At 60.8% G+C, this 23,889-nt stretch carries 22 protein-coding genes, 1 tRNA gene and 2 pseudogenes; 11 read left to right on the forward strand and 14 right to left on the reverse strand.

Translation table 11 applies throughout. The features are described from left to right. Positions 1-7 precede the first annotated feature (7 nt). The 3 genes and pseudogenes from QE453_RS05740 to QE453_RS05750 form a co-directional block, all read right to left on the reverse strand. Entirely contained in the window at positions 8-991 is a 984-nt protein-coding gene (locus QE453_RS05740) for an aldose 1-epimerase (protein WP_279873952.1), read from the reverse strand. 148 nt (positions 992-1,139) lie between these two features. Beyond that, a pseudogene (locus QE453_RS05745) lies at positions 1,140-2,034 on the reverse strand (NAD(P)-dependent oxidoreductase). An 85-nt stretch (positions 2,035-2,119) separates the two neighbouring features. Beyond that, on the reverse strand, positions 2,120-2,875 hold the full coding sequence (locus QE453_RS05750; protein WP_309776531.1) for an SDR family oxidoreductase: 756 nt from the start codon (positions 2,873-2,875) through the stop codon (positions 2,120-2,122). A 214-nt stretch (positions 2,876-3,089) separates the two neighbouring features. Here QE453_RS05750 and QE453_RS05755 point away from each other — a divergent pair. The 7 genes and pseudogenes from QE453_RS05755 (at position 3,090) to cydX (ending at position 11,598) form a co-directional block, all read left to right on the forward strand. Further along, positions 3,090-4,122, forward strand: a pseudogene (locus tag QE453_RS05755) (L-idonate 5-dehydrogenase). A 459-nt stretch (positions 4,123-4,581) separates the two neighbouring features. Continuing rightward, positions 4,582-5,160 (forward strand): GbsR/MarR family transcriptional regulator, encoded by a 579-nt coding sequence (locus QE453_RS05760; protein WP_004437788.1) that lies wholly within the window; start codon positions 4,582-4,584, stop codon positions 5,158-5,160. Positions 5,161-5,173: 13 nt separating this feature from the next. Next, complete coding sequence (cydD, locus tag QE453_RS05765; protein ID WP_404977882.1) at positions 5,174-6,961, forward strand: thiol reductant ABC exporter subunit CydD; 1,788 nt, start codon at positions 5,174-5,176, stop codon at positions 6,959-6,961. Next, positions 6,958-8,643 (forward strand): amino acid ABC transporter ATP-binding/permease protein, encoded by a 1,686-nt coding sequence (locus tag QE453_RS05770; protein WP_108081698.1) that lies wholly within the window; start codon positions 6,958-6,960, stop codon positions 8,641-8,643. Before cydD ends, QE453_RS05770 begins: the two co-directional genes overlap by 4 nt. Positions 8,644-8,711: 68 nt before the next feature. Next, positions 8,712-10,289, forward strand: a complete 1,578-nt coding sequence (locus tag QE453_RS05775) for a cytochrome ubiquinol oxidase subunit I (protein WP_006698090.1) — start codon at positions 8,712-8,714, stop codon at positions 10,287-10,289. Between the two features lie 6 nt (positions 10,290-10,295). Next, positions 10,296-11,453, forward strand: a complete 1,158-nt coding sequence (gene cydB, locus QE453_RS05780; protein WP_035207590.1) for a cytochrome d ubiquinol oxidase subunit II — start codon at positions 10,296-10,298, stop codon at positions 11,451-11,453. A 22-nt stretch (positions 11,454-11,475) separates the two neighbouring features. After that, entirely contained in the window at positions 11,476-11,598 is a 123-nt protein-coding gene (gene cydX, locus QE453_RS05785; RefSeq protein WP_006698088.1) for a cytochrome bd-I oxidase subunit CydX, read from the forward strand. Positions 11,599-11,683: 85 nt separating this feature from the next. Here the strand turns inward: cydX and QE453_RS05790 are convergent, their stop codons facing one another. The 7 genes from QE453_RS05790 to QE453_RS05820 all read right to left on the reverse strand — a co-directional run bounded on the left by QE453_RS05790 (position 11,684) and on the right by QE453_RS05820 (position 17,080). Then, on the reverse strand, positions 11,684-11,872 hold the full coding sequence (locus QE453_RS05790; RefSeq protein WP_004437805.1) for a hypothetical protein: 189 nt from the start codon (positions 11,870-11,872) through the stop codon (positions 11,684-11,686). 20 nt (positions 11,873-11,892) lie between these two features. Further along, positions 11,893-12,318, reverse strand: a complete 426-nt coding sequence (locus QE453_RS05795) for a DUF3597 domain-containing protein (RefSeq protein WP_004437809.1) — start codon at positions 12,316-12,318, stop codon at positions 11,893-11,895. Positions 12,319-12,330: 12 nt separating this feature from the next. Continuing rightward, a complete protein-coding gene (locus QE453_RS05800; protein ID WP_004437812.1) occupies positions 12,331-12,582 on the reverse strand; it encodes a GlsB/YeaQ/YmgE family stress response membrane protein in 252 nt (83 codons plus the stop codon). A gap of 133 nt (positions 12,583-12,715) precedes the next feature. After that, positions 12,716-13,573, reverse strand: a complete 858-nt coding sequence (gene nadC, locus QE453_RS05805; RefSeq protein WP_044459454.1) for a carboxylating nicotinate-nucleotide diphosphorylase — start codon at positions 13,571-13,573, stop codon at positions 12,716-12,718. A 1-nt stretch (position 13,574) separates the two neighbouring features. After that, on the reverse strand, positions 13,575-15,140 hold the full coding sequence (locus tag QE453_RS05810) for an L-aspartate oxidase (protein ID WP_279873955.1): 1,566 nt from the start codon (positions 15,138-15,140) through the stop codon (positions 13,575-13,577). Beyond that, complete coding sequence (gene nadA / locus QE453_RS05815) at positions 15,137-16,108, reverse strand: quinolinate synthase NadA (protein WP_044459452.1); 972 nt, start codon at positions 16,106-16,108, stop codon at positions 15,137-15,139. Before nadA ends, QE453_RS05810 begins: the two co-directional genes overlap by 4 nt. Before the next feature lie 69 nt (positions 16,109-16,177). Beyond that, entirely contained in the window at positions 16,178-17,080 is a 903-nt protein-coding gene (locus tag QE453_RS05820) for an NrtR DNA-binding winged helix domain-containing protein (RefSeq protein ID WP_042935995.1), read from the reverse strand. A 207-nt stretch (positions 17,081-17,287) separates the two neighbouring features. Here QE453_RS05820 and QE453_RS05825 point away from each other — a divergent pair, with 207 nt between their 5' ends. Both QE453_RS05825 and QE453_RS05830 read left to right on the forward strand, forming a co-directional pair. Next, positions 17,288-17,662, forward strand: coding sequence for a PAS domain-containing protein (locus QE453_RS05825; protein ID WP_006698082.1), 375 nt, complete (start codon positions 17,288-17,290; stop codon positions 17,660-17,662). 75 nt (positions 17,663-17,737) lie between these two features. After that, positions 17,738-18,238, forward strand: a complete 501-nt coding sequence (locus QE453_RS05830; protein ID WP_004437825.1) for a hypothetical protein — start codon at positions 17,738-17,740, stop codon at positions 18,236-18,238. A 75-nt stretch (positions 18,239-18,313) separates the two neighbouring features. Here the strand turns inward: QE453_RS05830 and QE453_RS05835 are convergent. Next, positions 18,314-18,389: transfer RNA gene (locus QE453_RS05835), tRNA-Ala, on the reverse strand. Between the two features lie 152 nt (positions 18,390-18,541). Beyond that, a complete protein-coding gene (locus tag QE453_RS05840) occupies positions 18,542-18,928 on the reverse strand; it encodes a TIGR02300 family protein (protein WP_004437826.1) in 387 nt (128 codons plus the stop codon). A gap of 226 nt (positions 18,929-19,154) precedes the next feature. On the opposite strand from QE453_RS05840, the gene cmk reads away from it, so the two are divergent. Together cmk and rpsA are read left to right on the forward strand one after the other, a co-directional pair. Then, complete coding sequence (gene cmk / locus QE453_RS05845; RefSeq protein ID WP_135856775.1) at positions 19,155-19,787, forward strand: (d)CMP kinase; 633 nt, start codon at positions 19,155-19,157, stop codon at positions 19,785-19,787. Positions 19,788-19,957: 170 nt separating this feature from the next. Continuing rightward, positions 19,958-21,658, forward strand: coding sequence for a 30S ribosomal protein S1 (gene rpsA / locus QE453_RS05850; protein WP_004437832.1), 1,701 nt, complete (start codon positions 19,958-19,960; stop codon positions 21,656-21,658). Positions 21,659-21,743: 85 nt separating this feature from the next. Here the strand turns inward: rpsA and QE453_RS05855 are convergent, their stop codons facing one another. Both QE453_RS05855 and QE453_RS05860 read right to left on the reverse strand, forming a co-directional pair. Further along, positions 21,744-23,288 (reverse strand): hypothetical protein, encoded by a 1,545-nt coding sequence (locus QE453_RS05855; protein ID WP_309776532.1) that lies wholly within the window; start codon positions 23,286-23,288, stop codon positions 21,744-21,746. A 266-nt stretch (positions 23,289-23,554) separates the two neighbouring features. Then, entirely contained in the window at positions 23,555-23,863 is a 309-nt protein-coding gene (locus QE453_RS05860) for a hypothetical protein (protein ID WP_279873890.1), read from the reverse strand. Positions 23,864-23,889 lie beyond the last annotated feature (26 nt).

The raw sequence follows: 23,889 nt of genomic DNA on the forward strand, positions 1-23,889 counted from the left end.
ACCGTGATCAGCGTGCTGCCTTGAAACGGACGCCAAAGCGGAAGCTTCGCGTCTCGCCCGGTTGCAGCGTAATTGCATCCGCGAGTTCCGCCTGGTTGAAGGCGTTGGTCGGCGTTTCCACGGGTTCGAGCGCGATGGAGCGCCGCCTGTCGCGTGCGAGCGTATCCCCGGTAAAGACATGCATGTGCCCACGCTCCTGCCAGACCGTCAGGCTTGAACCGTCACGCGGGTTTTCGAGCCTCGTCTCGTAAAGCCCGTTTGCGGAAGCAATCAGATCGGTGAAACAGGTATCGACCACATGCCCGGCCAGCGGGGTATGGAGAAAAAGGGTGTCGTTCCGTTTGAGTAACCCGCCCTGTGGGTTTCGCAGGGGGATGAGATACTCGTTTGTTTCAATTGCTGTTCGCGAAGGCAGAGTGAGGAGAAGGTCGTCGATGGACGTGGTGCCAGGCAGGCGGAAATAGGGATGCCAGCCGGCCGCGAAGGGCAGGGGCCGGTCGTCGCGGTTGATGCCGCGTATGTCGATGTTAACGTCATGGCCGACGAAGCGATATTCCACTTCGATGGCGAGACGGTAAGGGTAACCGCTGAAATCCGCAGGCGATATTTCGGCACGGAAGATGAGAGTATGAGCGCCGTTTTCCTCCGATGACTGGGCGAGGACGAAGAGCAGGGCTCTGGCAAATCCGTGGAAGACGAGGGCTTCATGGGCAAGCACCGGCTCAATGCGGTGCGTCTGCCCGGCAAAACTAAACCGACCATCCGGGATGCGGTTGGAGAAGGGCGCGAGAATGCCGTTCCTCACGCCATTTTGGGACTGCATTTCGGCGGGCGTCGAATATCCGTCGACAAGATTTTCGCCTCCGCTGCCATCGGCAGAGACCGGCCGCCAGCTCAGAAGCGTCGCCCCTTGATAAGCGATTTCGGCAATGAAACCGGTTCCGGAAACGGTCAGACTGGCAATTCCCGTGCCTGTCGCGGAGGTGGTCATCGGGAAATGTCCTTTGCATACATGCGTCTGCTGTCATCGGGCCCACTGCCGTGCCGATTCGCCTGATCATCTTCGCTGAAAGACAATTTCGCAATGGCTCGCAGGGACTGTATCAACAAGCTCCGGCCATCCCCTGTCTGCCGGTCAATCAGTCCGGAAAGCTTCGCTTTGCGCCGCTGAAAAACTCCATAAGCGCTGCCTGGTCCTCTCCACCGAGCCCTGCTGCCGTGAGCATCCGGTGCACCTCGGCGCAAACAGCCGTCAGCGGCATGGCCGTGTTGGTGCGTCGGGCGAGATCCTGCGCGCCGTTCAGGTCCTTCACCATATTGTCGATCCGGCCGGTGCGGCGGTAATCCCTGGCCACGTAACGCGGCATGTACTCCTCGCAGGATGACGCTGTCGGCGCGGCCACCCCTCAGTGCCTGCGGAATTTTTGCGGCATCGACGCCGGCGTCCAGCGCCAGTTGCGTCGCTTCCGCTACAGCAAGGAAGTTCAGACCGCACAGAACCTGGTTGATGAGTTTCGTGGTCTGCCCTGCGCCGCAGGGTCCCATATGGGTGTAATTGCTGGCCACATGTCGCAGCACGCGATGCGCATCGGCCACATCCTTTTCGCTGCCCCCGGCCATAAGCGTCAGTTGGCCGACAAGCGCCTTGGGCGCGCCGCCCGAAAGCGGGCTGTCCACCCAGCGCAGGTCCTTTTCGGCGGCATCGGCTGCCAGTTCCTTTGTGGCTTCCGGATCGATGGAAGACATGTCGATGATGAGCGTGCCGGGCTTCGCCCCCGCCGCGACGCCATCCTTGCCGAAGACGGCGATGCGAACGATTTTGGGCGAATTGAGGCTGAGAATGACCACATCGGAAATCGACGCTGCTTCCGCCGCTGTGCTCGCGCTCTGCGCGCCGAGGCTCGTCAGTGCCGCCACCTTTTCCGCATCCAGATCGAAAACCGTCAGCTGATTGCCGGTCTCTATGAGCCGTGTCCCGATCGCCCCGCCCATGGCGCCTGCGCCGATGAGTGCAACTTTGTTCTTCTCGGTCATGGTGGTCACGGCCTCCTCCCAAAGCGTCGTGGTGTCGTCGTTCAAGCCCGGATGGCGGTGCAGCCGGCCATCCGGGCCTGGGGTGTCAAAGCGAGGCGGTAATGCCGCCGTCGACGTAGAGAATGTGGCCGTTCACGAAGGATGAGGCATCGGACGACAGGAAAATGCAGGCGCCGACGAGTTCTTCGACCTTGCCCCAGCGACCGGCCGGCGTACGCTTTTCAAGCCATGCCGAAAAGGTCTCGTCCGCAACAAGGGCGGCGTTGAGCGGGGTGTCGAAATAACCGGGCGCAATGGCGTTACACTGCAGTCCATATTTGGCCCAGTCCGTCGCCATGCCTTTTGTCAGGTTGCCAACGGCACCCTTGGTGGCGGTGTAGGGGGCGATGCCGGGGCGGGCAAGGGCGGTCTGCACGCTGGCAATGTTGATGATCTTGCCACGGCCGCGGCCGATCATGTGACGCGCGGCAGCCTGCCCGGCGTGAAACACCGAGGCGACGTTGGTTTGCAGCAGGCGCTCGAAGGCATCCGCCGGAAAATCCTCCAGCGGCGTTCGGTGTTGCATACCGGCATTGTTGACGAGGATATCGATGGGGGCGACCTCCGCTTCGAAACGGTCGATCGCCTCGCGCACCGCGCCGTGATCGGTAGCATCGAAGGCAAGCGTTCTGGCACCCTTGATGCCCGCTGCCGCCGCCTTCAGCTTCACCTCATCGCGCCCGTTCAGTACCACTTCCGCCCCTGCTTCCGCCAGCCCTTGAGCCAGCGCCAACCCGATGCCCTGGGACGAACCCGTGATCAGGGCGCGGCGGCCGGAAAGATCGAACAAATTAAGGCCCACTGTTTCCTCCAGTCTCTCGACATTGCGTTCTTGAAAGTATATGTTACCGATAACATTCCTCCCTTTGAGGGCGGATGTCAAGGCTGATGCGCCCGCTTTCGGTACGTATCGGGCGGGTGGCGAACTGACAAGGTGCGTCGAGGCGCATCTTGCGGCAGCAATGGGATGAAGAATTTTATGCGCCATAATGGCGCGCGCTTGAACGGGAGTTGTCATGAAAGCGATTGTCGCCCACGGGGCAAAGGATGTGCGCATCGAAGACCGGCCGGAGGAAAAGCCGGGACCGGGTGAGGTGCGGCTCCGTCTGGCCAGGGGCGGAATCTGCGGCAGTGATCTGCACTATTACAATCATGGCGGTTTCGGCGCCGTGCGGTTGCGTGAACCGATGGTGCTGGGCCATGAGGTCTCCGCCGTCATTGAGGAACTGGGCGAAGGCGTCGATGGGCTGAAGATCGGTGGTCTGGTTGCGGTTTCGCCATCCCGCCCGTGCCGAACCTGCCGCCTTCTGCCAGGAAGGCCTGCACAACCAGTGCCTGGACATGCGGTTTTATGGCAGCGCCATGCCTTTCCCGCATATTCAGGGCGCCTTCCGCGAGGTCCTGGTGGCCGATGCCCTGCAATGCGTGCCGGCCGATGGCCTGAGCGCCGGTGAGGCCGCCATGGCGGAACCGCTGGCGGTAACGCTGCACGCCACCCGCCGCGCCGGTGATATGCTGGGAAAACGTGTGCTGGTCACGGGCTGCGGCCCGATCGGTATCCTCTCCATTCTGGCCGCGCGCCGCGCCGGTGCAGCTGAGATCGTCGCCACCGATCTTTCCGATTTCACGCTTGGCAAGGCGCGTGAGGCGGGTGCGGACCGCGTCATCAATAGCAAGGACGAGCCCGACGCGCTTGCCGCCTACGGTGCGAACAAGGGAACCTTCGATATTCTCTATGAATGCTCAGGCGCCGCCGTGGCGCTTGCCGGCGGTATCGCGGCGCTTCGCCCGCGCGGCATCATCGTCCAGCTTGGCCTTGGCGGCGATATGAGCTTGCCGATGATGGCGATCACCGCCAAGGAACTCGATCTGCGCGGTTCCTTCCGCTTCCATGAGGAATTCGCAACCGGCGTTGAATTGATGCAAAAGGGCCTGATCGATGTCAAACCTTTCATCACCCAGACCGTTGATCTCGCCGATGCCATCTCGGCCTTCGAATTCGCTTCCGACCGCAGCCGCGCCATGAAGGTTCAGATCGCTTTTTCGTAAGCAAGGTTTCTACGTGCGAATACGCCGACGTTTCGATTGGCGGCGGGTCATCCCGCCGCCAATTTTTTTGGGCTGATTCTTGGTCGTAGCGACTCGCGTAGATGTTATCGATATCATCGACTGCTTCGGGGACGTCATTCCGCCCTTGAACCGGAATCCAGCCGACACGCCTCTGCGCGACGAGAGAGTCCTTGCGGCCCAAGGACTTGGGCTGGCTGGATTCCGGCTCGAGGCCGGAATGACGGATGGAAAGTGACGGACGCCAGCAAACGCTCCAGCCTGTCATCCCCCCAACACGACTGCCGCATATTTTGCCCGGACTGCACCCAGGACCGTCTATACCAGCGTCGTCTCTGCCCACTTGCACATTTTGACGCAGGTCAAAAAGGTGATTTGCCGCCAGTCGTTTTTTGCGTTATCGAAATTTCAGAAATTACTGAAAATTCAGAAAGAAGAGAAATGTCTTCCAATCTCTCCCCGCTCGTTCAGTCCTTCGTGCTGCATTTCGGTGAGATGGGCAGCCGCTGGGGCATCAACCGCACTGTCGGCCAAGTCTATGCTCTGCTTTACATATCGCCGCAGCCGCTCTGCGCGGACGATATTGTGGAGGCGCTCGGCATTTCGCGGTCCAACGTGTCGATGAGCCTCAAGGAACTGCAAGCCTGGAACCTGGCAATCCTCAAGCACTTCCCCGGAGACAGGCGTGATTTTTTCACGACGCCTGAGGATGTCTGGCACATCCTGCGAACGCTTGCTGAGGAGCGCAAGAAACGCGAAATCGATCCGACCCTCAGCGTGCTTCGGGAAATCCTGATGGAAACGCCGGAAAACGAAGATGAGCGTCATGCGCAGAGGCGTATCGATGAGATGAAGACGCTGATCGAGCAGCTGACGGGTTGGTATGACGATGTGAAAAGGCTGGAGACGGAACGGCTGGCTTCTCTTCTGGCGCTCGGCTCCAAAGTCACCAAGCTTCTGGAGGCCAAGGACAAGATCGTTTCCCTTGGTCGGCCCCGCGTCGCGAAAAAGGACGGCTAAGGCGATAATGACCATGTCAGCCCAGACCCCTCCCTTGGCCGACAGCCGCGATGACGGCTGTTCCGCGCCGGTTGCACTGTCGCTCGGTACGCGGCGGGTCTTTTCCATTCCTGGCCGCAAGCCCCGCGCCGATAAAGCGCCCACCCCGCAAAAAATGCACGCACCGGCGGCGGCAAGATCGGCTTCCCTGCTGCATGTTCTCGTTTCGCTGTTCTGGTTGCCACAGGCGGGTCTGCTTGCCTTTTCCATCGGAAAAATTGCTGATGGTGCGCCAATGATGGCGCTCATGCCGCCGGCTGCCGCCATTTTTCTTCTCGGTATCCTCAAGGCCCTTCTGGAAAAAACCGCAGCGCGCATGTCGTTCCGTATGGCGCGGGCGGCTCTTTCGCAGCGGCGGCTGGAAGCGCTCCGCGCCGTGGCCAGGGTCTCCCCGCTCGACCTCTCGCGAACGGCTTCCGGTGAGGTGGCAGCTGTCGTCGCCGAAACGTCGGAGGCACTGGTGCCCTATCTTTCCCGTTTTCAGCCGGCAAGGATGAAGGCAACGGTCGTTCCCGTGGCGTATGCCCTCGTCATCCTTCCGTTTAGCTGGATCGCGGCGCTGGTGCTTTTGCTTGCCATGCCGACCATTCCGCTGTTCATGGCTTTGATTGGCTGGCAGGCCAAGGCCGCCAGTGAAAAGCAGCTTGTTGAGGCCGGTAATATGAACGCCTTCCTGCTCGACCGGCTGCGCGGGCTGGAAACGATTCGGGCGCTGGAAGCGGTCGATCTAACGGCCACACGCCTGAGCGCCGATGCGCAGAATCTCAAGAAGAGAACGATGGCGGTGCTCAGGATCGCCTTTCTCTCATCGGCAGTGCTTGAGCTTTTCGCGGCGCTCGGCGTCGCCATGACGGCCGTTTACATTGGTTTCCATCTGCTCGGCTTTCTCGATTTCGGCGCGTGGGGTCAGAAACTGACGCTTGCCGAAGGTCTTTTCATCTTGCTTCTCGCGCCGGCATTTTTCGAGCCTCTGCGGGAATTGTCCGCCGTCTGGCACGACCGGGCGGCCGGCGAGGCTGCGCTCGGCGCGCTCGACAATCTGGCGAAGGGTGGGTCGGCTATTGCAGGCACGGGCAAGGACGCGCCGGACGTGACAGTTGCGACGCCGGCAACCGTGCATTTGCATGACCTGACCTTCGCCTATCCCGGTGCATCGCCCGTGCTTCGAAATTTCGATTTCAATGTCCGGGCGGGTGAAACAGTGGCACTTCTCGGACCCTCCGGTTGCGGCAAATCCACGGTGCTCTCCCTTATTGCCGGGCTCGCCAAGGCACAGGGCGGCACGATAAAAATCGGCGGCACCGTACTCGGCGATGAGACGGCGGACATACTGCGCAAATCCATCGGGTGGATTGGCCAGAAGCCGTTTTTCACAGCCGGCTCGCTGGAGGCGAACATTCGCTTCGGCCGGGCCGGCATCACGCGGAGCATGGTTGACAAGGCGCTTGAAAGCACCGGCCTCGATCAATTGTCGTCTTCCCGCGGGCATCTGCCGGTGGGAGATGGCGGCCATGGCATTTCCGGCGGTGAAGCGGTGCGGCTCGCCATTGCCCGTGCCTTCGCCGACCCCGCCGCACGGCTCATTCTGGCCGATGAGCCAACGGCGCATCTCGACCGCGAGACGGCCGAACTCGTTACGGAAAACCTGCTGCAACTGGCAAAGGGAAGGACGTTGATCGTCGCGACCCATGATCCGGTGCTGGCCGCGCGCATGGACAGGGTCGTGGATATGGCGGCGGTGAGATCGGGAGATCCCTCATGATGTCGCGCTTCGCCATATTGAAACCCGTTATCGCCCTCTTCTGGTCGGCACGGAGCGGTATGTTGCTGGCCGGTGCGGTTCTGGCGGCGACCACAGTGCTGGCAGGCATCGGTCTGCTTGGCATATCCGGCTGGTTTATCACGGCCACCGCCATTGCCGGCCTGCTTCCGGCGACAGCTTATGCTTTCGACGTTTTTGCACCTTCAGCCGCCATTCGCCTTCTTGCGCTGGCCCGCACCGCCGCGCGGTATGGTGAGCGCATGACGACCCACGAGGCCACGCTTTCCATCCTCGCGGCACTTCGGGAAAAGCTGTTTCGCGGTTTTGCCGCGCCGCAGGCGGCGAAAAATCTCCAGGCAAGGCCGGCGCGCCTTTTGAACCGGCTGACAGCGGATATCGATGCGCTGGATTCACTCTACCTGCGTGTGCTGCTTCCCGCGGCCGTCGCGGTCCTTGCGGCGATCGCAACCGGCATCGGGCTTGCTTTCATCGATCCGCTTGCCGGTCTTCTGGCTGCATTGTTTCTTGTCGCTTCCGGCCTCGGTATTGCGGTGCGTGCAGCTTTGCGGGCGGAGAAATTCTCGCGCCGCAGGGCGGTCGGTCTGGAGGCGCTACGCGCTCGCGCGGCGGATCTTGTCGGCGGGCAGGCGGAACTGCTCGTGGCCGGCCGGCTTGCCTCACAGGTCGAGGCGGTGAAACGGGCCGATGATTATCTGCTCGATTGTGATGAAGCTTTGAACCGCATTGAGACGAATGCCGGGTTTTCCTTCGGCGTTGCAACGGCGGTACTTTTGAGCGCGACGCTTCTCGGCGTGGCCTGGCTGGCGGAGCAGGAAAAGCTCGGTGCGCCCGCCGCGGCGCTTGGCCTGCTGGTCTGTCTGGCGGCGCTGGAGCCGTTCACGGCGCTGCGCCGTGGGGCGATGGAACTGGGACGAACGCTTTTTTCCGCACGCCGGATTGCACCACGGCTCGCGCCTGCAGCTGCGTTGCACTGTCCGCCCCTGCCGGCTGGCGGCATTGCGGCCAAGCTTCAGGGCGTGCGCCTCGAACGTGAAGGCAACGTAGTGCTGACGGGTATCGAGCTTGAGATCTGCGCCGGAGAAAGGCTTGCGATCGTCGGTCCAAGCGGCGCGGGCAAGACAAGCCTCATCCAGCTGCTGGCGGGCGAATTGCAGCCGTCGGCAGGCACGGTCAGCGCGCTGCCGTCCAGCCCTATGACACAGAGAAGCCAGCTCTTCCGCGACAGCATCGCCGACAATCTAAGGCTGGCAAATCCTGCCGCGACCGAGAGCCAGTTGTGGGAGGTCCTCACGGCGGCGGGCCTTGCCGAACACGTCAAGGCCATACCGGGACAGCTTGAGGCGAGGCTTGGCGAAGCGGGACAGGGGCTTTCCGGCGGCCAGTCGCGCCGGCTTGCGCTGGCCCGCTTCCTGCTCACCGACAAGCCCCTCTGGCTTCTCGACGAGGTGACGGAAGGGCTGGACGGCGAGACCGCCCGCGACGTGCTTGCCCGCCTGTTTGCCTCGGCGGAGGGCAGGACCGTCGTGGTCATCACCCATAATCGCCGCGAGGCGGAATTCGCAGACCGCATCGTCGTGCTGAAAGAGGGGCGTCAATTTGATGAATGTCAAAGCGGCACTCCGGAATACGGCGTAGTGCTGAACACATTGCGCCCGGACTGAGATTTTTTTGAGAGCCGGCGTCGTCTTACAAATGGAAGGCCGGCCTTCCGGAAAAGGTGGATAAGACCATGGAACTCGACATAGTGGCGCTGTCGCGCCTGCAATTTGCGGTGACGGCTCTCTATCACTTTCTGTTCGTTCCCCTGACGATCGGACTATCGGTGGTGATCGCCATCATGGAAACGGTCTATGTCATGACCGGCCGCACAATCTGGCGGCAGATGACGAAATTCTGGGGCACCCTGTTCGGTATCAATTTCGTGCTGGGCGTCTCCACGGGCATCGTCATGGAATTCCAGTTCGGTATGAACTGGAGTTACTACAGCCATTATGTCGGCGATATCTTCGGTGCGCCGTTGGCGATCGAGGGCATGATGGCCTTCTTCCTGGAAGCCACCTTCGTCGGTCTGTTCTTTTTCGGCTGGGATAAACTGTCGAAGCTCGGCCATCTCGTCGCGACATGGTGTGTGGCGCTCGGCTCCAATTTCTCAGCGCTTTGGATATTGATCGCCAATGGCTGGATGCAGAACCCCACGGGCTCCGCCTTCAATCCCCAGACCATGCGCATGGAAGTAACTGACTTCTTTGAAGTCCTGTTCAACCCGGTGGCGCAGGCGAAGTTCGTTCACACGGTTTCCGCCGGTTATGTCACGGCATCCATCTTCGTGCTCGGCGTTTCCGCCTGGTATGTGCTGAAAGGCCGCCATGTCGATCTTGCCAAACGCTCGATGACGGTTGCTGCCTCATTCGGCCTGGCGTCCGCGCTGTCCGTCGTCGTGCTGGGTGATGAAAGTGGTTATCTTTCGACCGAACACCAGAAGATGAAGCTCGCCTCCATCGAAGCCATGTGGGAGACGGAGCCTGCGCCGGCCCCGTTCACCGCCATCGGCTTTCCGGATCAGGAATCGCGCGAGACACATTTTGCCGTGAAGATCCCGTGGGTCATGGGCCTCATCGGCACACGCTCGCTCGATACGGAAATTCCCGGTATCAACGATCTCGTGGAGCAGGCCAAAACCCGCATCCGCGACGGCATCAAGGCCTATGATGCCCTGATGCAGATTCGCGCCACCGGCAAGGGCGCCGAATTGCCGGAAGAGGTGCGCGGCACCTTCGCGGAACTCGGCCATGAGCTCGGTTACGCCCTGCTGCTGAAACGCTACGTGGACGATCCTCGTCAGGCGAGCGAAGAGCAGATCGCCAAGGCGGCGGCGGATACCATCCCGCATGTGCCGACGCTCTTCTGGTCGTTCCGCATCATGGTTGGTCTCGGCATGTTCTTCATCCTTCTGACCGCGACCTTCTTCTATCTTTCGGCCCGCCGCCGGCTGGATCATTACCCGTTGCTGCTGAAGGTGGCGGTATTCGCCATTCCGCTGCCATGGATCGCGGCGGAAATGGGCTGGGTCGTGGCCGAGTTCGGCCGCCAGCCATGGATCATCGAGGGCGTGTTGCCGACCGCAGCCGCCGTCTCCAGTCTCAGCGCGTCCACTGTCCTCATCACGCTCCTGTGCTTCATCGCCATCTACACGGTGCTGTTCATCGTCGAGATGGGCCTGATGTTGAAAGCGATCCGCAAGGGCCCCGATCCGGACCATCAGCCGGAAGCGCCGCTCGTTCCTGAAAAACTCGTCGCTGCGGAGTAAACGATCATGATATTGCACCAACTCATCGACTACGAAATCCTCCGCATCATCTGGTGGCTGCTGCTTGGCGTGGTGCTGATCGGTTTTGCCGTGACCGGCGGTTTCGATCTCGGCACCGGCGCGCTGTTGCCCTTCGTGGCGAAAACGGATGTGGAGCGGCGTGTCGTCATCAATTCCATCGGCCCGGTCTGGGAGGGTAATCAGGTCTGGCTCATCCTTGGTGGCGGAGCGATCTTCGCGGCCTGGCCGCCGCTATATGCGGTGTCATTCTCGGGGTTCTATCTGGCCATGTTCGCCACCCTGTTTGCACTGATCCTGCGGCCGGTCGGTTTCAAATATCGGTCCAAGCGCGAGAGCACCGCATGGCGCACCGGCTGGGACTGGGCGCTCTTCATCGGCGGCTTCGTTCCTTCGCTTATCTTCGGCGTGGCGATCGGCAACGTACTGCAGGGTGTTCCCTTCCACCTCAATGACGATCTCAGGATTTTCTATGACGGGACGACGCTGTTTGAACTTCTGAACCCCTACGCCATTCTCTGCGGGCTTGTATCCGTCGCCATGCTGGTCATGCATGGCGCCGCATGGCTGGTACTGAAAACGGATGGTCCGGTGGCGGCCCGCGCCCGCAGTTTCGGCTCCGTCGCCGCACTTGCCACCACCGTTCTCTTCGCGCTTGGCGGCGTTCTTCTGTGGCTTGGTATCGATGGTTATCGCTTCACCTCGGAAGTCGTGACCGATGGACCGTCCAATCCCTTGTCAAAGACGGTGGAGATTGCAACCGGGGTCTGGTTCTCCAATTATGCAGCGCATCCATGGATGATGCTGGCGCCGGCCCTCGGCCTTGTTTTTCCGCTCGTCGCATTGCTGTTGTTGACGCTGCGCCGGGAGGTGATGGCGCTGCTTGCCAGTTCGCTCGCAATCTTCGGCATCATCTCGACGGTGGGGCTCACGATGTTTCCTTTCATCCTTCCGTCTTCGGTCGATCCGAAATCGAGCCTGACGGTATGGGACGCGTCCTCCAGCCATATGACGCTGTTCATCATGCTGGTCGTCGCCCTCATCTTCATCCCGATCATCGTCGCTTACACCTCGTGGGTCTATCGGGTGCTGTGGGGCAAGGTGGATGAAAAGGCGATCCGCGATGAGAGCGGTCATGCTTATTGATCAAGAAAGAAGGAGATCGAACATGTGGTACTTCGCCTGGCTGCTCGGCCTGCCTCTCGCCGCCATCTTCGCCGTCATGAATGCGATGTGGTATGAGTTGATGGAAGAAAACGCGAAAAAGGCCGAAGCCAAGCTGGATAGATAGCGGCTTGATGTGCGCGACACGAAAGGGGCGGCATCCAAACCGGATGCCGCCCCTTTTTTAATGCCGGTGCCCGCTAGGCGCTGCTTCAGTGGATAGCAATACCGCGCTTGTCCGCTTCTTCCTTGATAATGTCTTCGACGATGGTTCGCTTCAGACCCGGATCTCCCAAAAGGTAATCGTCGGCGATTTCGAAGATTGACTTCGGGTTCTCCGTTCCCTGCAGGGTGTCGAGATCGCGACCGATCTGCTCCCTCAAGCTGGAATAGTCGTCCATGGCGGCCTCCGTTTATCGGTTCAGTCCAGAAGTTCGGCCGGAACCTTGCCGCCGTTTTCGGAAAGTTTCTTGATGACGGCCTTGTGCAGCCAGATGTTCATGGTGGCCGAATCCGAGGTATCGCCGGTGTAACCGAGTTCGCTGGCGAGTTCCTTTCGGGCGGTCAGGCTGCTGTCGAGGTCGAGGGCCTTGAGAAGGTCGACGATGGAGTGCTTCCAGTCCAGCTTCTGGCCGTTTTTCTTAACCGCCGCATCAAGGATGGACGCTACATCGACGTTGCCGGTAGAAGCCGGTGCCGCCGTTGTCGGTGCAGGTGACGCCGGTGCGGCAGGGGCTGCTGCAGTTGTGCTGGCAGTGCCCGTCGGCGTGCCGGCCGGAGCCGAAGTCTGTGGGGCGGCTTCCGCCTTGCCGAAAATGGCGTTCTTGATCTTGTCGAAAAAGCTCATTCTGTCCTCTCCTTAGCGGCGAAATGCACGCCCGACGGCAATAAGAATGCAGGCGCCGATGAAACCGGCAATGAGATAGCCAATCCAGCCGCCAAGCGAAACGCCCACCAGTCCCAGAAGAAAATTGGCGACGATGGCACCGACAATGCCAAGGATAATGTTCATGAAAACACCCATATTGCTTTTCATGAACTGTTCGGCGAGCCAACCAGCTACGCCGCCAATGATGATTGCTGCAATCCAGCCAACTTGTGCGTCTTCCATAACAGGCCTTTCCTTTCTAAGAGAGGTCAAAAGGCATATGGACCCGCTTTGTGCGCACGTCCCCCCGCCTTGAATCGACCCCAGGCGGGATAATAACGATGGCGCGGAAAATTTGTTCCGTGTCGCGTGGGCTTCAATTTTTGCTCTCGAAATCCAGTCCGATATCCAGAACCGGCGCGCTGTGGGTCAGCCAGCCGATGGAGATGAGGTCGACGCCCGTGGCGGCGATGGCTGCAGCCGTCTGTGGAGTGATGCGCCCGGACGCTTCGGTAATGGCACGACCGGCGACAATTTTCACCGCTTCGCGCAGCTGTTCAGGCGTCATATTGTCGAGAAGAACCGCATCGACACCTTCATCCATCGCCTCGCGCAACTGCGAAAGCGTATCCACCTCGACTTCTATCTTGACGAGATGGCCGACACCCTTTTTTGCACGGCGGATCGCGTCACGCACGCTGCCCGCCACGGCGATGTGGTTGTCCTTGATGAGAACAGCGTCATAGAGTGCAAAACGGTGGTTCATGCCGCCGCCGGCGCGCACGGCGTATTTTTCCAGTGCCCGGAGGCCTGGTGTGGTCTTGCGGGTGCAGGCGACCGAAGCATTGGTCCCGGCGATGGCCGCGACGATCTTAGCCGTGACGGAGGCGATGCCCGACAGGTGGCCGAGGAAATTCAAAGCCGTGCGCTCCGCCGTCAAAAGTCCGCGTGAAGGCCCCCTGATCGTTGCAACGGTGTCGCCTGGTGCGACGGAAGCTCCATCCTGCACGTTCCGCTCTATCGTGATGGCCGGGTCCACGAGCTGGAAGGCCAGTTCCGCAGCATCAAGCCCGGCGACGACACCCTCTTCGCGTGCCGCCATGACGACGACCGACCGGTGATCGGCGGGAATGACGGCGGTAGAAGTGACGTCGCCCGCAAGGCCCAGGTCTTCCAGAAGGGCGTTACGGACCAGCGGTTCGATGATGAGGCGGGGCAGGGGGGCAAGGGTCATGTCAGGCGGTCCGTGCGAAGCTTGAAGAGGCGGGGCTGGTCGAGGAAAGGGCATGGGCAAGGTCAATCACCTCTGCCATGCTCAGGCGTCGCCTCGTCGCCGTCGCATCCTTCCCAGGAAAATCATCGCGGAAATGCGCTCCGCGCGATTCCGTCCGCAAGGCGGCAAAAACAGCGATCGCCAGACCCACGAGGGCGGGATCGGATGCCGGGCCCTTTCCCTCCACGAGCGGCAGTAAATCCCGGATCGCCTCGGTTAGACCCGCCGCATGTCTGACGATACCGAGATGTCGGGATATGATGGCGCGGACGGTGGCGGGATCGGCGGCAGGATGGTCCACCGTGCGGGTTGCAGAAGCGGTGGTACTCGGCCGTGCGAACGAGGGCTGGGTGGCGATATCCTGCGCCGCACGCATACCCATTGCGGCAGCTTCCAGCAGGGAATTGCTGGCCAGCCGGTTGGCGCCGTGAAGCCCCGTGCAGGCGGCCTCGCCGGCGACCCACAGGCCCGGCACCGAACTTCGGCCTCTGCCGTCCGTGGCAATGCCGCCCATATGATAGTGCACGGCAGGGCGCACGGGCACCAGTTCACGGGCCGGATCTATTCCAGCCTCCCGGCAGAGCAGGTCGATTGCAGGAAACCGGGCGGAAAAGCCGGAGCCAAGGGCCTTGCGGGCGTCAAGAAACACCCTGCCGCCGCGCAGGATTTCACGATCTATCGCGCGTGCGACGACGTCGCGGGAGGCGAGTTCCGCGCCGGGAACAGGGGCCATGAACCTTTCACCGCTTTCGTTGAGGAGAAGTGCGCCTTCGCCCCGCACTGCCTCGCTGACCAGCGCCAGCGGCCGCCGCGCTGAAGACAGCGCCGTCGGATGGAACTGTACGAATTCCATGTCGGCAAGGATTGCGCCGGCGCGGGCGGCCAGCATGATGCCCTGTCCGAAATTGCCGGAAGGATTGGTCGTGGCCTCGTAGAGGCCGCCGAGGCCGCCGGTGGCGAGAACCACCCGCGTTGCCGGCAGAACGAAGCCGCCTTTCGGTCCGGCGCAGGCGAGGCCAGCGATCGCGCCGTCCTGTGTCAGCAGCCGGCGCACTTCGGTGCCTTCAAGAACCGTGATCGACGGTGTGCGCAGAACGGCGGCGGCGAGAGCCCTGACGATGGCCGCGCCCGAACCGTCGCCCTCGGCGTGCAGGATGCGCCTTCGGCTGTGGGCGGCCTCCAGCCCGAAGATGGGCCTGCCATTGGCGTCCCGGTCGAAGCGCACCCCGGCCTGCTCCAGCGCCTCGATGACAGCAGGGGCGGCGGAAACGATATCGGCGGCCATTTCCGCATCGCAGAGACCGTCTCCCGCGGCGAGCGTATCGGCAAGATGCAGCGCGACGCTGTCATCGGGACCGAGGCTTGCGGCAATGCCGCCCTGCGCCCAGGCGCTCGACGTTTCGCCGCCAAGCGCACCACGTGTCAGAAGCAGCACGGGCTGCGGCGCAAGTGTCAGCGCCGCCATCAGGCCGGCAATGCCGCTGCCGACGATGGCCGTCCAGTCCTGCTGCGGCAAGCGCTCGCTCATACTTCCAGCATCCTTTCCACCGCGCGACGGGCGGCGGCGGCGATGGCCGGATCGACAGTCACTTCGTGGCGGTTTTCCTCAAGGGCTGTGCGGATATTTCCGAGCGTGATGCGTTTCATGTGCGGGCAGAGATTGCACGGGCGGATAAATTCGACGTCCGGGTGATGCACGGCGACATTGTCGCTCATCGAGCACTCCGTCAGAAGCACCACGCGGGCGGGGCGCTCACGACCGACATAGTCGGACATCACGGCGGTAGAGCCGGAAAAATCCGCGGCCTCGACAACCTCAGGCGGACATTCGGGATGCGCCAGTACGATCACGCCGGGATGGCTTTCCCGCAGCTCCCTGATGTCATCGGCGGTGAAAAGCTCGTGCACTTCGCAATGGCCGCGCCAGGCGATCAGTTCGACATTGGTTTCCATGGCCACGTTCTTCGCCAGATATTCATCCGGCAGCATCAAGACGCGCGGCACGCCGAGCGATTCCACCACCTGGCGGGCATTACCCGACGTGCAGCAGATATCGGACGCAGCCTTCACTGCGGCGGACGTGTTCACATAGGTCACAACAGGCACGCCGGGATAGGCCTTTCTCAGGAGGGCGATATCCTCCGGCGTGATGGAATCGGCAAGCGAACAGCCGGCAGCCATATCAGGAATGAGCACGGTTTTTCCCGGATTGAGCAGCTTCGCCGTCTCGGCCATGAAATGCACGCCGGCGAGAACGATGACATCCGCCTCCACCTCCATCGCCTTGCGGGCAAGGGCAAGGCTGTCGCCGACGATATCGGCGACACCGTGGAATATTTCAGGTGTCTGGTAATTATGGGCGAGGATGACGGCATTACGCTTGCGCTTCAACTCAAGGATCGCCTCCACATCGTCCTGGAAACCCATCCATTCGGCCTTGGGAATGACGCGGGCGACGCGGTCGTAAAGGCTTGCGGCGGAAATCTGCTCGTTCACGATGCTCTCCCATTTATGCTCGTTTTGAGTATATCTAGAACGAAGAGATATTCTCATTATGAGCATATGTCAATTGCGGGAGAGCGGCAGTTTCGTTCCGGAAAGGGCGCGTTCATCGAGGACGGTCTGGCGGAAGCGGAAAAGCTTTGCCGGTCGTCCGCCGGTTTCCGTAGCCATGTCGCCGGTTTCTTCCACCAGTTGCTGCTGTTCGATCAGCCGGCGAAAATTCTGCTTGTGCAGCGTCAGCCCGGCCAACGCCTCGACGGCACGCTGCAATTGCAGCAGCGTGAAGGTATCGGCCATCAGTTCGAATACCACCGGCCGGTATTTGATTTTGGCCCTCAACCGGGCAATTCCGGTGGCGAGGATGCGGCGGTGATCGGCGAACATCGGCCTTCCGAAATTGATCCGGGGTTCGGCCTGCGCTTCCTCAACCAGCCCCGCCTCATACAGCAGCTCATAGCGCTGAAGGGTGAGTTCCTCGTTCCAGCCGCCGCCGTCGAGGCCGAAGGTAAAATCGGCCCGCAAGTGGCGCTGGTTTTTACAAGATGGGTCGGAATCCGCCCATGCCCGCAGCTTCTCGATGATGCTGGCGAGAACCGCGGGGCGTCCTTGGCGATGGTCTTCCCACGGGAAATAATCGTACCACCCGTGCCAGAAAGGACGTTTGCCGTCCATGGCCTCCTGTTCGCGGACAAGTCCCAGATAGCCGATGGAGATGGTTCTGCCGCCCGGAATATCGTTGTTTCGGTCGCGATCGGCGAAGGTGTAGAGCTGCTCGAGATAACCGACGGGATGATGCGTCTGCTCGTGAATCCATTCCCGCAAGCCGCTTTGAAGCGTCCTGTGACCGAATTCGAAGGGTCCCGAAGGAAGCGCCGCCCCCGCCCGAACGGTCATCACGCGCGGTTCATCTCCGGTAATGGCGGTGACGACGGCAATGAGTTCGGCATGGGCAAGCCCGATGGTCACGGCGGCTCCTGTGATCTGTGGCGGCAAGGTCAACCTTCTTTGGCACAGGAAGATCGCTTCGCCAACATGGCTGCCGAAATGGCCTGTCGATAAGCGACCGGCCAAAAAAGATACTATATCAGACAAAAGAATGAATTCTTGTGGTTAGCCGTTTATCGTCCATTATGGTAGAGACCCGCCACAAGCATCTCAGACTGTTGAAGGCCGATGTTGAAGAACATATCTCTCGAAGAGACACTTGTGGGTTACTACACCTGGAATATCGGGCAAAATCTGGTTTATCTGGATGCCGTGGCCGCGCGCCTGCGGGAGGTTCGTCCGGAAAAGGCCGCCCGCGGTATCCCGGTAGAGGATTTTATTGCACAAATCGAAAGCGGCTCCCGGGCGCGTGTGGCTGAAGCGGTCTATAATTCGCTGACGAACGGCGTGTTTTACGATCAGGAATATCGTATCCAGCTCACCTCTGGTGGGTTTCGCTGGCTGCGGACAACAGGACGGGTGATCCTCGACAGCGATCGGCTTCCGATTATGGCCATGGGCACGGTCAGGGATATCAGCGCAGGCAAGCTTCTATTGATGTGATGGGCGGCCGTGGCCTCTCGCAAGGGAACGTCAGGCCGATTTTATTTTGTTCATTGTTTTTAATGTTGCGGTGACATGGTCCGGCAGGTCGCAATTTTGCTGTTTCAGATTGCCCTGGTCATAGGCGTTGCCATAGCCGGCATGCGGATTGCCTCGCTCGTCAATGGCGAGACTGCCTCCGCCCCGGCAGGACTTGCGGCCAACACCGAACAGCTGTGGACCACCTCGCCCGTACGGGTTGACCCCACCCGGCAGGAATACGAGCGCGTTCCGACCCCGCCGGATCCCTTCCCGCTGAAGATGCATGCCGACCAGCGCCTTCGCGTCATCTCCAGCAGCCGCTTCACCTTCAAAAACGAGGAGTTCCGCCTCGCAGGCGTGGAGGAGGTGGAGAGAAACCGTGTCTGCACCACCCCGGACGGCCGCCGTTATGCCTGCGGCCTCAATGCCTTCAAAGCGCTGGAGAACCGTTTGCGCGGCAGATATATTGAATGTCGCGTGGTGGAGGAGAGCGGTGCGCTCCGTTCTCTGGAATGCCGTATCAACGGACAGGATGTGCGGGCGTTATTGCGATAGATGGCCGCGTGAGGTGGGACTGAAGGTCGCACGATCCAGATTTTACTGACGTGATGAATTTTATCTTGGGAAATTTGGTGGAGCTAAGCGGGATCGAACCGCTGACCTCTTGCATGCCATGCAAGCGCTCTCCCAGCTGAGCTATAGCCCCATAAGGGTTCCGGCATTTCTTCCGGTTCCGGGAACCGAAGCGGTTGTTGTTCCGTTCGGTGGCGGCTTACTACTGCGGCTTTCCGACGAGTGCAAGCATAAAAAACGGCCCGGCGTCATTTTTTTGTCGTCGGGCCGAATTGTCGAATAAAATCAAGCTTCTTCGTCGTCGCCCGATACGCCGATGATACCGGACATGTCGTCGTCGTCATCTTCGTCGTCGGTTTCCAGGAAGGTGTCGTCGTCGTCGTCGATTTCGACGTCATCGTCGTCGCCGAGATCAGGGATATCGTCGCCGCTGTTGTCGCCGTCGGCATCTTCCAGCGACACGAGTTCGACTTCCGTGTTTTCGGTATCGACTTCCGCTACATCCTCTTCTTCAGCCTGCTCGAGCTTTGCCTGAGCTGTGCTTTCCTCGAAGAAGGAGAGCGGCCAGGACTTGCCGGTGTAAGGAGAAACGACCGGATCGCGGTTCAGATCGTAGAACTTCTTGCCGGTATCGGGGTCTGTGCGCTTGGTACCAAGTTCCGCTTTTGCCACTGTCTAAGCCTCAAATTGTCGAATGAGTTTCGGGGTGTACGCCGTAAAACCGGCATAGACGGTAAAATTTATAGCCGGTCCCCTTAATCGTTGCGCTCTTTCGTGTCAAAGACAAACTTCGGGTGCCTCCTGCCTTGGCGCAACCCCTGTGCGGGAATGCTGATATAAATCTTAAGGCGTGTCGCACTCTATTATATGAATAACAGATGCACAGGCGGAAAGCTTAATGACCTTCACGATCGCCATAGACGGGCCGGCTGCGGCGGGCAAGGGAACCCTGTCGCGAAAGATCGCGGAAGCCTACGGTTTTCATCATCTCGATACCGGGCTGACCTACAGGGCGACAGCGAAGGCGCTTCTGGACGCGGGCCTGCCGCTGGATGACGAGGCCGTGGCGGAGAAGGTCGCCCTGGACGTCGATCTTGCGGGGCTCGACCGCTCCGTCCTGTCCCGGCACGATATTGGCGAAGCCGCGTCGAGGATTGCGGTGATGACACCGGTGAGGCGCGCGCTCGTGATGGCGCAGCAGCGTTTTGCCTTGAGGGAGCCGGGTACGGTTCTCGATGGCCGCGATATCGGCACGGTAGTATGCCCGGATGCGCCAGTGAAGCTATATGTCACCGCCTCTGCCGACGTGCGGGCGCGCCGGCGCTACGATGAGATTCTGGCCAATGGCGGCACCGCGGACTATGATGCCATTTTCGCCGAGGTGAAAAAACGCGACGAGCGCGACATGGGCCGCGCCGACAGCCCGTTGAAACCCGCTGAAGACGCGCACTTGCTAGATACGTCGGAAATGAGTATAGAGGCGGCGTTTCAGGCCGCGCGCACGATCATCGACGCCGCTCTGAAGAGATAGGTTTTTCGCGGAACGGCTTCCTGCCGTCTGCGTTTAGTCAGGAATTGCCCGAAGACATGTCCTTGCGCCGGAAAGCCTTTTGAAAAGGCGGGCATGGGGTCGGGTATCAACAACACTAGCCCACCGGCGCTTTTGTATTCGCCATTGCGCGGATGCAATCAGGAGATTTCATGTCAGTATCTACCCCCACGCGCGAAGATTTCGCAGCGCTTCTCGAAGAATCCTTTGCCTCCAACGATCTTGCCGAAGGCTATGTTGCCAAGGGCATCGTAACGGCAATCGAGAAGGACGTTGCCATCGTCGACGTCGGCCTCAAGGTTGAAGGCCGCGTACCGTTGAAGGAATTCGGCGCGAAGTCCAAGGACGGCACGCTGAAGGTCGGCGACGAAGTCGAAGTTTACGTCGAGCGCATTGAAAACGCTCTCGGCGAAGCCGTTCTGTCGCGCGAGAAGGCTCGCCGCGAAGAAAGCTGGGTCAAGCTCGAAGCCAAGTTCGAAGCTGGCGAGCGCGTCGAAGGCGTCATCTTCAACCAGGTCAAGGGTGGTTTCACCGTCGATCTGGATGGCGCTGTTGCGTTCCTGCCGCGTTCGCAGGTCGACATTCGTCCGATCCGCGACGTTACCCCGCTGATGCACAACCCGCAGCCCTTCGAAATCCTCAAGATGGACAAGCGTCGCGGCAACATCGTTGTTTCGCGTCGTACGGTTCTCGAAGAGTCGCGTGCCGAGCAGCGTTCTGAAATCGTTCAGAACCTCGAAGAAGGCCAGGTTGTTGACGGCGTCGTCAAGAACATCACCGATTACGGTGCGTTCGTTGACCTCGGCGGCATCGACGGTCTGCTGCACGTCACCGACATGGCATGGCGCCGCGTCAACCATCCTTCGGAAATCCTCAACATTGGCCAGCAGGTCAAGGTTCAGATCATCCGCATCAACCAGGAAACCCACCGTATCTCGCTCGGCATGAAGCAGCTCGAGTCGGATCCGTGGGATGGCATCTCCGCCAAGTACCCGGTTGGCAAGAAGATCTCCGGTACGGTCACGAACATCACCGACTACGGTGCATTCGTTGAACTGGAGCCGGGCATCGAAGGCCTGATCCACATTTCCGAAATGTCCTGGACCAAGAAGAACGTACACCCCGGCAAGATCCTGTCCACGAGCCAGGAAGTTGATGTTGTCGTTCTCGAAGTCGATCCGTCCAAGCGCCGTATCTCGCTCGGTCTCAAGCAGACGCTTGAAAACCCGTGGCAGGCATTCGCTTACAGCCATCCGGCTGGCACGGAAGTCGAAGGCGAAGTCAAGAACAAGACCGAATTCGGCCTGTTCATTGGCCTCGAAGGCGATGTCGACGGCATGGTTCACCTGTCGGACCTCGACTGGAACCGTCCGGGCGAGCAGGTCATCGAAGAGTACAACAAGGGTGACGTCGTTAAGGCTGTCGTTCTCGACGTTGACGTTGAGAAGGAACGCATCTCGCTCGGCATCAAGCAGCTCGGCAAGGACGCTGTCGGCGAAGCCGCTTCTTCCGGCGACCTGCGCAAGAACGCAGTCGTTTCCGCTGAAGTCACCGCGGTCAACGATGGCGGTATCGAAGTGAAGCTCGTCAACCACGAAGACCTCACCTCGTTCATCCGTCGCGCTGATCTTTCCCGTGACCGTGACGAGCAGCGCCCTGAGCGCTTCTCCGTTGGCCAGGTTGTCGACGCCCGCGTCGTCAACTTCTCGAAGAAGGACCGCAAGGTCATGCTTTCGATCAAGGCTCTGGAAATCGCTGAAGAAAAGGAAGCCGTCGCACAGTTCGGTTCGTCCGACTCGGGCGCTTCACTCGGCGACATCCTCGGCGCGGCTCTGAAGAACCGCGGCGAATAATCGTCTAGATCGTTGAAATGAAGAACCCGCCGGAATTTTCCGGCGGGTTTTTTCTTGGGCGATCCGCCGGCAGGCAATTTGGCGTTCAGAGGACGCCGCTCATCTTGAGATAATAATTCTCCGCGCTGTCGTCGGAGGCCGTCGCCGTCGGACTTTTCTGCGTGTCGATCCCGTCATTGGCGGCAATGCGCTCTTCCAGGCCATCATCATCGCCGGAATTTTCAGACTCCGCTCCGCTTTCGCTTTCCGCCTCATCGTCGGAAAAAGGCCCGCCGCCCCGGGGTGGCGTTTCTGATTCGTAATCATCATCGGCAGGGGGATAAGCGACGAGCGGCAGCGGCGTACCGTCTTTTGCCAGAGCGGCGGCGATCAGCGATTGCGAAGCGGATTGCTCCATCATCGCCATTCTCGCTTCCGTGTCCAGCGGGAGTCGCGAAGAGTAGGGAGCTTCAGGCCGGTGAGCCACCGTCTCCGCTTCTTCCCCTGTTGGGTGGGCAGCGGACGTCATCAGCCCCGACTTTTCGGTTGGCTGATCCTCCGGCGATGGCAGCTCGATGCCCTGCGGCATGGCGGGGGGCTGCTGCGTCGTGCTTGCTCTCACCGGCAGTTTGCCGGCCGTGGCGGCCAGCACAGGACTGGCCACGTTCTCTGCATCAGTTGCAGGCGGGTCGAAGATTGATGGTGAGGCGGTGCGGACGTCTTTCTGCTCGGTCTTCATCATCTCCCGATGCGGAAGGGCAGGGCGTGCTTCGCCGGTTTGTGCGCGAGGCGGATTGCCTGGACGGGTCTCTGCCGGCGCTTCTTTTGTCATGCTGCCCGTCTGCGGCGGAAGCGGACGCGTCGTGTTTTCCGTCCTGCCTTCCGGTTTTGCCGACTGGTCTGGCAGGTCAGGCGCATTTGCGGGCGCGGCGGAATGCCGGACGGCTCCTTCCGGTTGCGCGGTCAGCGCCGTGACCGTTGCCTTCATTGCCGCACCGCTGAGGGCGAGTGGGCCGGTGAGCAGCGGCAACAGACGGCCGGTTGTCGTGGAGCCCGGCAATTGCGCTGCCGCGGGCGGATTGGAACGGAACTCCGCATTGGGGCTCGCGGCGGTCGGCTGCTGCCTGGGCTGGGCGGGCGCCGGACTGGTGGAATTATTCTGCTGATAGGAGGAGACCACCGCCCTCGCAGCCAGATCGGCCCCCCTGTAACGCGAAAGCTCGATCAGCAGCGCAAGCCGCGCCGCATCCGGTCCCGTCGGCTGTTTCAGGATTTCCGCGAGCATCGAAAGGCTGAGACCCTGCAGTGCTTTGCCAATCTGCTGTTCCAGCGCAAGACGCTGCGCGGGCGGCAGGGCGCGTAAGGCTTCCGTCAGACGCCCGACATAGGTTTCGACGGCTTCGCCGTCCCGTCGCGGCAGGTTCATCAGCTTGCCGAGTGTTTCCGCCAAGACTGCGGTGCTCCGGGCCAGCTGGAACTCGCCGGCGAGGGAGGCCACTGCAGCCCGTGAAAAAAGGCTGGCGCTCTGTTCGGGAAGGGCAGTGCTTGGTTGCGGCTGCACGACGCCTTTCGGCTGCGCGCGCTGCGCCGGCGCGAGCGAGGCTCCATAGGTGGCATCGGCTGCGGAAACTTTGGATACAGGCGGTAACATGCTGCGCTCCGTTTCTATCGGTGGCCGGCGCCGGCTGTGAAAGCGCCAATCCCCATTGGCTCTGTGATCCGCATCTGCCTCGAATGTTGAAAAATCGCCACGCCGCTGGCATACAGGTGTCATCTCGCCCGCTCATGCGGGAGCGTCATGTGCACCATAGGCTCGAAGGCCCGCTCTTTTCAGCGCACACAGAATCATCAAGCCGAATCCTCGCCTGCAGGTATTAAGATTTGGCTAACCAAGTGATTGCGAGCGGCCGGACCGGCTCAGGGCGAAACGCCGATGAACATGCGATAAAGCCCGTTATCGTCCGAATTGACGGAGGAGATACGATCGGGTCCGCTCACCGTGACTTCCAGCGCCTCCGGCGGCATGGCATCCAGCCAGCTCGCTTTCGGAGAGCTTCGCTCCGGCTGGATTTCTGCGGGCGCGATAGTCGCTTCTTCGCCAGCCAGTGGAATGATGGTGGCATCCTCCGGCGCGAGGGGCGGAGCCGCCATGGAGAGAAGGGCCTGGGCCGCGTTCGGTTCGGCATCGTGAATGGCGCCGCCTGACACGCCTGAGATATCGACCATGTCTGAACTCACATCATGTTTCGCTC

The organism is Agrobacterium sp. SORGH_AS_0440 (genome assembly GCF_031453135.1).
Taxonomy (GTDB): Bacteria; Pseudomonadota; Alphaproteobacteria; order Rhizobiales; family Rhizobiaceae; genus Agrobacterium; species Agrobacterium pusense.